The organism is Vibrio sp. Evd11 (assembly GCF_900382755.1).
GTDB lineage: Bacteria > Pseudomonadota > Gammaproteobacteria > Enterobacterales > Vibrionaceae > Vibrio > Vibrio lentus.
Genome location: NZ_OSDX01000104.1, coordinates 1 through 9617, shown reverse-complemented (window position 1 = coordinate 9617; position 9617 = coordinate 1). Strand labels below are relative to the sequence as shown.

Genomic DNA, 9617 nt, shown 5'->3' with positions numbered 1-9617 from the left:
AATGAAGCCTTTTTTCTATCTAAATAAACCGCTTAGCCCTTAAGATCCTGTCTATGAAGGCTTGTTAACTTGAGTCTGTTGTAGCTAAGCTGAAAATGATAAATGTGCATTTAGCGACATAGGTAAATTAGAAGAGGAAGGGTAAATGGGTCTTGATATTCCGTTGATAGATAAGCGCGTGGTGCATCACTTTCAACAAGGCTTGCAAGAAAAAAAATGGCTTGCTCTGAGTAACTCATCGCCAGCAAAATTGGCTTCAGATGTTAGCTTGCCATTCAGCATGGATACCTCATCAGCGAGGTATGTGCCATTTAATGTATTTGCGCTTTTCTTGAGGAGTTTAAAAGATCACCTGAGCCCCTCTGCGTTCACTTCTTTACTGTTAGAGAGTGCAGACCACGCAGCGCAAGAACTGCAATTCTCCGAACTTTCCATACAAGATTTTTTACTTCAATTTCCAGTTGATAACTTGCTTGTAAATCAGGATTCAGGAAGCTTGTCTATTTCATTCAAAATGACAACGAGCGTGGCAAGCCATGTTGAGTCTGAGTTGTTTCTTATCGTTTATACCCACGCTTACTTTAAATCGCATTATGCCGATTTAGGAAAACCGATCCGTTATGACCTAGTTACGGGAAGTTCAGAACAACTGAGTGAGCTAAAAATCCAAACGGACACACCACAGTATTTAGGTCAGGCGAGTACATGTATTCAGTACCCTCCACTGGCGAAGGAATGTGCCTTGGAAGTGCAAGCCCAGTCGATGACAGATACCAGTAAAGTCGGAGAAGCGCTGTCGCCATACATTGGGCGAATGGATCTCGACTTGGATACATTTTGCGACTTAAATTCGCTCGGGAAACGCACCATTCAACGAGCGCTTTCACAAGAAAATACGACCTTTAGAGAGGTTAAAGAGTCATTGGCCTTTGATTTTGCAAAGCGTGTACTTGCCGAACAAGCATACTCGATAGCGGATGTTGCTCAGCACTTAGGGTATGCCGATGCATCGCAATTTATTCGAGCTTTCAAACGAGCCAATGGCATCACGCCGTACCAATGGAAAAAGCGGAAATCGTGAAGCGTCATCACTTCATTTTTAACTTATTGTTCCACTTGCGAATATTGAGAAGGCCATCGAAATGATGGCCTTTTTTGTGCTCAATTGATTGTATCTCATACGGAGGTCATTATTTTATCAGTATTAATTATGAATCTTGATGTGCGGCATTTTGTGTCAATCTGAAACACTGACACTCGATCGACTAATGTTTTCGTTTGAGGATGTAGAAAATGAAAAGATACCCGTTTAGAACAATCGTTACATTCTTGATTTTAACGTTATCGGCACTGGTTTTATTGGTTGCGGCAGCATTTCAAATTCGCGGAGAACCAACGTGTGTTGATTGCTACGAATCAGATAAAGGGCAGTTCAAATATGTTCTCTATGATGGGACGTCACCCTCTGTCATTCCTAGCATCCATAATACGTTGTTACTCAATCAAGTGCCTTTGATGAAAACGTTTGAGCTTGATTCTATGCCGCCAGTCTCCGTTAGGGTGTGGCGAAACCAAAAAGCCTATTTAGACGAGCAGGAGCGGAGTATAGGGTATCGATATGCTTTCTCTACGGGGTATATTGACCCTAAAAACAATGAAATTAGGCTGCTCTATTTTGGTGGTGAGATCCATAAAACTGCATTGCATGAGTTCGTACATTTACTGACTCTGCAGGTGAATCCGAATTTTGCGAATAACCCGCGTTGGTTGTGGGAGGCTATCGCTATCTACAAATCTGAAGACTATTGGTTTCACCTGAGTAACAGGCATGCCATCAGTCGCCGTTTCGATGGGCTAGTTCAGGATTTATACCACAAGCCAAACAGTAGCTCGGCTGTTTATGAGCTTGGGTATACGGTCGGTGAGTTTATTGAACGTTCATGGGGAGAGGGGGCGTTTGTTGATCTCATTAAAAGCAATGGGGATCCATCACAGTTTACCGACCAGCCACTAGAATCGCTGTTTTCTGATTGGGAAAAATTCGTCAAAACAACGTACTTGAGTGGCCCGAAAAGTGAGTATGAAAAAGCCATGGAACGAAGCCCATTCGATAGAAGAGACACGGCCAACTGATCAAAAAAAGAGGTGATGTTTGATATGTACATCGCCTCTTTTTTATTTGTTCTTTTAATTAGCTTTGTTGCTCAGTATTCAAATGCCGAATCAACTTGGCTGGTGTACCACCGTATAAGCAGTCTGGCGGTACATCGCTGTTGACCACAGAGTTCGCTGCAATCACTGAACGAGCCCCAATTGTCACGCCTTGGTTTATCACTGAGTTACCGCCAACCCACACATCATCTTCGATTGTTATTGGTAAACAGAAGGTTTCCCATTTACGGCGGCTACGATAATCAAGGGAGTGTGATGGCGTATAGAATTGCGCACTTGGTCCAATTAAAACATTGTTACCGATCTTGATGTTCGCACCATCTAGCATTACTACGTTCATATTAATGAAGGTGTCGTCGCCAATCTCGATGGTTTTGCCAAACTCACAATGAAAAGGGTGTTGGATTAAGCTGCTACCACCAACCTTACCAAATAGCTGCTCTTGTAATGTGTGTTGCTGGTCTGGGTCTTGGTGGTTGTTGAAAGCCATTAGCGACTTTCTGGCATTGGAACGCATGGTATCAATTTCTTGGTCTGCACCATCATATACTTGCCCAGATAGCATCTTCTCTAGTTCAGTTTTATCGTTTGTATTACTCATGCTTGCCCGCTTTCCGAGAGTCTCGGTTTAATACCAATCGTAGTAAATAACTGTTCATCCTAGCTGGTTAAAACGCTCAATAACTGCGTTAGAAATTTTGATTGTAGAATAACTACTTATCGAAAATTTCTGCCTTGTTCTTAAGCCTTTTTCCTGCGCTATTTATGATCACTTACTTACTGTGATTGGTATAAATGACGAATACTGCAAGATTAGCGATTTTCAGGCATAAAAAAAGAGAAAAGCCTCAGCCTTTCTCTTCCTGTTTTTCTATTTAGCAATCAAGATTGCTTAAATTAGATTTGCTCAACGAAACCCATTAGGTGCTGTTTCACTTCATCTGAAGCAAAAGCGCTCTCTACAGAGTATTTGTATATTTCTACGTAGTCTTCTTTTGTTAGGCCGAATGTTTCACACACACGCTTCACTTCGTTGGTCATGGTTGTGTTCGACACTGTACGGTTGTCTGTGTTGATCGTAACAACGATGCCGTCTTTCTTGAATTCAGCAATTGGGTGGTCGCTGAATTTGTGAATACATTTAGTTTGAACGTTACTTGTTGGGCAAGTTTCAAGCGCAACTTGCTTCTCTTTAACGATGTTGTACGCGTCTTCGTTACCTTGGATGTGAACACCGTGGCCGATACGTTCAGCGTCAAGCATTGTCACTGCATCGTAAACGTTTTGACCGTGCCATTGCTCACCAGCATGAACGGTAATGCGGTAGCCTTTTTCAAGAGCGTATTGCGTGTATTCAGGGAATTCAGCACAGAAGCCTGGCTTTTCGCCGCCTGCGATATCAAACGCCACAACACCTTTACCTAGGTAGGGTTGGCCTGCGTCGATTACGTCTTTGATAGAATCTTTAGGGAACATACGAAGCACAGACATGATGTAGTTGCCCTTGATGTCGTATTTCTCTTCAGCACGCTTCATGCCTTTTACTGCGCTTGCAATGATCGTATCAAGAGACAGACCTTTGTTTACGTGCAGAATTGGCGCAAAGCGAACTTCTAGGTACTTAACGTTTTCTAGTGCAGCGTCTTCGTAAAGCTCGAAAGAGATACGTTCAATCGCTTCTTCAGTCTGCATCACTTGTAGTGGCAGGCTGAAACAAGCCAGGTACTCATCTAAGTTTTTACAATCTTCTGGCACCGTTAGAGATTGAACAACCGCGTCGCGATCTTCAGGTAGTTCGATATTGTATTGTTTTGCTAGGTCAATAATCGTATCTGGGCGAACACTTCCATCTAGGTGGCAGTGTAAATCAATCTTTGGTAGTGCTAGAAAATCCATGAGTATTCCTTAATTCTATTATTATTTGAGCGTGTTAACTCACATGCGCTAAATTTACCAAGACAATGATATGATTTAAAGTGACAATTAATCATCATTAACCTGAATTTAGGGAATATCATGGTAGATGTTAAAAGCTTACTTAAATGCGATATGAATTTGCTGCTTTGCCTACACGTTCTCATTGAAGAGCGAAGCGTGAGCAAAACCGCAGAGCGACTCTTTTTGAGTCAATCTGCGGTAAGTAAACAGCTCACCAAACTCAGAGCTTTGTTTGATGACCCGCTGTTTGAGCGAGAATCCAAAGGGCTATTCCCCACACCCAAAGCACTCGCGTTAGCGCCTAAGATCCACCAAATTCTACTGCAGATCGAAAAGCTGACCGTTCCCGAAGTTTTCGATCCTAAAGACAGTGAGCGTACCTTCACTATAGACCTTGTCGAAACCGCCTACACAGCGATCTATCCGCACTTTATGCCGACAGCACTTGCCGATGCGCCGCACATTACCATCAACAGTTCGACGTGGAGCAGCGACAGCTTCAAGCGCTTACTCAAACGTGAAGTGGATTTTGGCATCGGTATTTTTGAGCTGGATGAGCGCGCTTCTACCCACGTGCAATGTATTCCTGATGAGTTGGATTACGTGGAACTGTGTTTGGATTATTCTGTATGTTTGATGCGCAATGACCACCCTGCCTTGCAAGAAGAGTGGAACCTCGACACCTTCTTGAAGTATCGACACATACAGTTGGTGACGGGTGGAGCGGGTGACTGGTTATTGATGGAAGTGCTTAACTCAAAGCAGCTTGAAATCAACAAAGCCGCTAATGTTTCAGACATCACCAGTGCCATTAAGCTGTGTAAGCAGAGCGATTTGCTTATGTGTTACCCATACAACTCAGTACGCGATTACATTGATAGCGGAGAGTTGGTGATGAAGCCCGTTCCGGTTGATTTGGTGCCGGGAGGCTTGTTCCTTCTATGGCACAAATACTTCGATTCAGAACCGAGCCATAAATGGTTGCGCGATCTGATCATCGAGCAGACTCGATAGTTAAGATGTATAATCTATTCAAGCTTTTGAAAGATAAGACAAACGTAGTTTTTTGATAAAAAATTCAGTTTTATTTCGTCTTTTGGAATTAAGCTTCGTCTTATTCTGGGTGCTATTTTTATTTGGAAGATGAGAGATGACAATTCCACGGTTACCACAACAAATTATTGAAGACGCGTGTGAGTGGGCGATCATGCACGGTGTTGCGTTTCGCCAGTCAGATAATACCGCTAGGCATTGTCCTTTCAGCACTGCTCCTATGACTATGGAGCGTGAGGTTTTTGAACACTTGTTGAAGGTAACACCGCTTATCACCAAGTTAATCAGCAATGTTTCCGAAGACCATGATTTCTTGCAGTCATCATTGAGTGATATGGCCAAAGCAGACCCGTTTTTTGGCCGTTTGATGGAGCTGCATCAACAAGCACATGGCAGTGCGGATGAGCGCTTGAATCCGGCTCGTCAGTCACTGCTATTGATGCGAACCGATTTTATGGACGATCGCCAACACGGCGCGAAAGTAATCGAGTTCAATGGTATTGCGGCAGGCATGGCTCCATTCGGGCAAAAGGCCACAGAGTTCCATGATTACATGCACAATCAATGGCCTGAGACTTATCAGAGCTGGCTTGAAGATAAATCTGCGACACCTGCTGAAAACCAAGGCTTAACGCAGTTGGCTTATGGTATTGCGACTTCAGCAAGAAAAGTGCGAGCTGACTTTAATGATTCAGATAAGCCAACATTCTTGATGGTAGTGCAAAAGAATGAAGACAATGTTTACGATCAACACCTACTCGAAATTGAACTGCAAAAGCAGGGTGTACGTACGGTTCGTCGCACTTTTGAACAACTGAGCTGTCAGCTTTCATCGGGTGATAACCAACGCTTGTTACTGCAAGGTGTCGGCGCGGTTGATGTGGTGTACCTAAGAGCGGGCTATCAGTATTCAGATTACTGGGCACCAGAACTCAACGAATCGGTTTGTTGTCATACACTAAGCCAAACGCGCGTGTTTATGGAACAACACCATGTTGCAATGAACGCGACCATCAGCCAGCAATTAGCGACCAGTAAAACCATGCAAATGCTGCTGACCATGATGCCAGCATCTGAATACGCACGTTGGGGTTTAACGCTAGAAGAAGCCGAACTGGTCAAGAGTGTATTAGCTGACATGAAGCCAATCACCAGTGAATCGATTGATTGGTTTAACACACAAGCTGATAAGCAAGAGTGGGTGTTGAAAAACCAAGGAGAGGGCGGTGGCCATTGTGTATTTGGTGACGACATTAGCGAACAAATGAGCCAACTTAAGCCAGAAGAGTACGACGCATGGGCATTGATGCAGCGCTTGTACCCACATGAACGTGACGTGCCAACCGTTGCGGTGCGTGACACTCAACAAACGCTAGTGACAGATTTAGTCAGCGAAGTCGGTTTGTTCACTGCTTACTACAAAGGTGAGCCAGTAACAGAGCTAGGCGGCTACGCGGGCTACTTAATCCGCAGCAAGCCTGCGAGTGAGAATGAAGGCGGGATCCACAGTGGAAAAGGGATTCTCGATTCGTTGGTGTTGATTAGTGCTTAATTCTGAACAGTGACAGATAACAGTAAGGCCAACGTGTATACGCTGGCCTTTTTTATGGTTCTTCGCAGATTAGCGCCAAGTTGGATAAGCGACTCAGCTTGTCGTTGCGTTATGCTGGAACCTTAAAACAAGAATCTTGATTGCTGTATTTTGGTACGAAGCACAATTTGTCTGCCGACATTTTTAAGCCGTTTTGCATCTGGATATGTGTTACCGCCCAGATCACGCAGCCGTGAGGTAAATTGAATAGCGAGCGAGTTTGAGTGAACAACACGCCGTCATCATAGGCCGGTGTAATGTTCGTCGCTTTGCCTTGCCACGCCTTATTCGTGGTTTGCACATCAATATTTGGAACAATCAGTGAGAGCATTTCTGGCTCAACGTCTTTTACGACTTTCAAGCAGATACGACACCCATCGTAGTATTGTTCTATCCAGATTTTATGTGGAATAGCGTGATCATCCCAACCCAGTTGTAAGATATGTTCCATGACTTTGTCCTTGGTATCTAAGAAGGAAAGGCAGTGCTCAACACTGCCTGAATTAGCTCAAATATTATTCGTAATTTAAACCATGTCCGAACGGGTAAAGGGTGTCGGCTTGATCATACCCAGGATAGTCTGAGTCTTGGTTCTGGATGGCTTGCGCGCTATTAGCCAAAGCAAATGGCAGTTTTCCTTGAGGCGCAAAGTTACCCGAAAGCACTTCCATGAGGTTGCTATCTGATACACCAAATGTGGCTATCACTGCACCTGCTTGTTTGAGGTTACTTTGATCGTCCAGTACGAATGGTTGTCTAAAGTTGATGGACAATACGGTGTTTTTAGCCCCAACTTCGTTCATAACCGCATTGATGTCGCTCAAGCTTGGTTCGATATGCCAAGACGCGGCTGTCGCCATTTCGCTGAACGCAAGGATATCGAGTTCATCTGGGTTAGCACCGCCAAAGATAAGATCAGGGTCTGAACCTTCGTTGGATACGCGAACACGAATAACCGCATAGTCCGTATCGGCTGGTACTGGTGGACGCGTTTCTCCTGCTTCGTAATCACCAGAAGTCACGGTAAAGTTGTACTTGTCGTCTCCAGCAATATTTTCATCCATTCCCATGACATACAGAGCAACAGGAGCTTGTGCGGTTGATTCAGCTAAAGGTAGAGTCTTATTGGTATTTTGAAGTAAGACGACAGACTTTTTCTGTGCGTAATCAGCGCGTTCTTGGTACTTGTCATTGCCTAAAACCTCTCGGGCTTTTTTCTCGTCAACGTAAGTGTTTTCGAAAAGGCCAAGCTTGAATTGTTCTTCAAGTAAGCGTGTTACTGATAGGTCGACACGCTCTTCGGTGAGCAGATCCTTTTCGACCAGTTTCACGATGACTTCTTTATCATGGAAGCCTGAAAGAACATCGACTCCAGCTTCGACCGCCATTGCAACCTGCTCATCAATCGTTTTGTGTTCCACACCCCATGCTCGCTCACCAATAATGCCGGTATCTGAGTTCACGTTACCTGTGTAACCTAATTCGTCTCTAAGCAGGTCGGTGACAATACCTTTTGAAAAGGACATACCAACATCGTTTGGCATCCATTTTTGAGCTACCGGAATGCCGTAGTAAGGCATTATTGAAGAAGCGCCAGCTTCAATCGCGGCAATAAACGGTTTTAGGTGGTAGTCAAAATTGTTCTTGGGATAGACTTGGTTCTTACCAAAGTCATAGTGTGGGTCACCGCCGTTTTCTTGTGGACCGCCGCCAGGGAAGTGTTTGATGGTTAGCGCGATACTGTCTTCGTTGACTTCACCGCCATCCTGTAACCCTTTGATCAGTGAACGCATAATGTCAGACGCTAAATCTGCATCTTCGGTAAAGGTTTCGTGTACTCGATACCAGCGAGGTTCTGTCGCCAAATCCATCATGTATCCGTACATACTGCGCAGGCCAATTGAAGACCACTCGTCATTCATGATACCAGCAAATTCAGTGATCAAATCCATGTCGCGAGTGGCTGCTAAACCTGCCTCTTTAGGCCAAGCAGAAAAGGCACCTGAAGAAACGTTGATCCCTGCTTTAGCTGATGGATCAATATGGTTACGAGCATTGGACTTGAATAGGGCGGGGATACCCATTCGAGTTTGTTCACGCAGTTCTTGAACACTATTCATGAACTGGGCCGCTTCTGTTGGGGTTATCTGACAACCTGAACGTCCTGCATCGCAATCCGGTACATTAGTTGGGGTTTCAACTACGCTGTTACGAAAGATAAAGCGAGTCATTTGGGCATCGGCAATCATGTCTTGCCCTTTACTGCTAACAAGCCCACCTTCGGATGAGTTTAAGGTGTCAATGAGCATCATGCCGGCTTTCTCGTCTAGTGTCATTCGGCTAACCAAGTCTGCTGCTCGCTCTTCAGGAGATAATCGCCAGTCTTCAAAGGGTTCCAGTGTTCCACTGCCGTTAGAATCTCGGAATTGGTAACCCTCAACGTTCAATACATCATGAACACGAGAGTTAACTTGGGGCTGTTGGAGGTTATTGTCGCTATCAGATGAGTTGCATCCTGCAAGAAGCAACGCGATTGCTATAGGTGTCAGGGTAAGACGCTTCATGGTCACGGTCCTATTGTTGGTATAATAATAAGTACATGACCAATTTTAATAATTAACGGAATATTGGTTAACCAAAACAAATCAAACTAAAGATTTGGATCACCATATAAATTTAATTGGTGATTTGATTCAATTTAGTATTGGAAATATATTGACGACGTTTAAATAACGTAAACTTAATTAGATTTCCTTTTTTGATATCCAATTAACTTTTCATTTAATTAATGGTGTATTACTTCCATATGGCTTTGTTGCGTAATTCATTGGAACTAAACCTAAAACCTACGATCTGATCAGCT

General features: G+C 44.0%; 8 protein-coding genes. 4 read left to right on the top strand and 4 right to left on the bottom strand.

Annotation, left to right across the window (positions count from 1 at the left end; translation table 11 throughout):
• Positions 1–145 precede the first annotated feature (145 nt).
• Entirely contained in the window at positions 146–1081 is a 936-nt protein-coding gene (locus ED652_RS23135; RefSeq protein ID WP_122056301.1) for an AraC family transcriptional regulator, read from the top strand.
• 212 nt (positions 1082–1293) lie between these two features.
• Complete coding sequence (locus tag ED652_RS23130; RefSeq protein WP_122056300.1) at positions 1294–2133, top strand: hypothetical protein; 840 nt, start codon at positions 1294–1296, stop codon at positions 2131–2133.
• A gap of 58 nt (positions 2134–2191) precedes the next feature.
• Here the strand turns inward: ED652_RS23130 and ED652_RS23125 are convergent, their stop codons facing one another.
• Both ED652_RS23125 and add read right to left on the bottom strand, forming a co-directional pair.
• Positions 2192–2773, bottom strand: a complete 582-nt coding sequence (locus ED652_RS23125) for a sugar O-acetyltransferase (RefSeq protein ID WP_122056299.1) — start codon at positions 2771–2773, stop codon at positions 2192–2194.
• Between the two features lie 296 nt (positions 2774–3069).
• Positions 3070–4068: an adenosine deaminase gene (gene add, locus ED652_RS23120; protein ID WP_065111595.1), complete on the bottom strand. Its 999-nt coding sequence runs from the start codon at positions 4066–4068 to the stop codon at positions 3070–3072.
• 120 nt (positions 4069–4188) lie between these two features.
• Here add and ED652_RS23115 point away from each other — a divergent pair, with 120 nt between their 5' ends.
• Positions 4189–5124, top strand: a complete 936-nt coding sequence (locus ED652_RS23115) for a LysR substrate-binding domain-containing protein (protein ID WP_017098499.1) — start codon at positions 4189–4191, stop codon at positions 5122–5124.
• A 136-nt stretch (positions 5125–5260) separates the two neighbouring features.
• The gene (locus ED652_RS23110; RefSeq protein WP_122056298.1) at positions 5261–6715 is read left to right on the top strand and encodes a glutathione synthase; all 1455 of its coding nucleotides are present in this window, start codon (positions 5261–5263) and stop codon (positions 6713–6715) included.
• A 109-nt stretch (positions 6716–6824) separates the two neighbouring features.
• On the opposite strand, the gene ED652_RS23105 is transcribed toward ED652_RS23110, so the two are convergent.
• Together ED652_RS23105 and ED652_RS23100 are read right to left on the bottom strand one after the other, a co-directional pair.
• Complete coding sequence (locus ED652_RS23105) at positions 6825–7205, bottom strand: hypothetical protein (protein WP_102327953.1); 381 nt, start codon at positions 7203–7205, stop codon at positions 6825–6827.
• A gap of 64 nt (positions 7206–7269) precedes the next feature.
• A complete protein-coding gene (locus ED652_RS23100; protein WP_122056297.1) occupies positions 7270–9318 on the bottom strand; it encodes a glycoside hydrolase family 3 N-terminal domain-containing protein in 2049 nt (682 codons plus the stop codon).
• Positions 9319–9617: the final 299 nt, after the last annotated feature.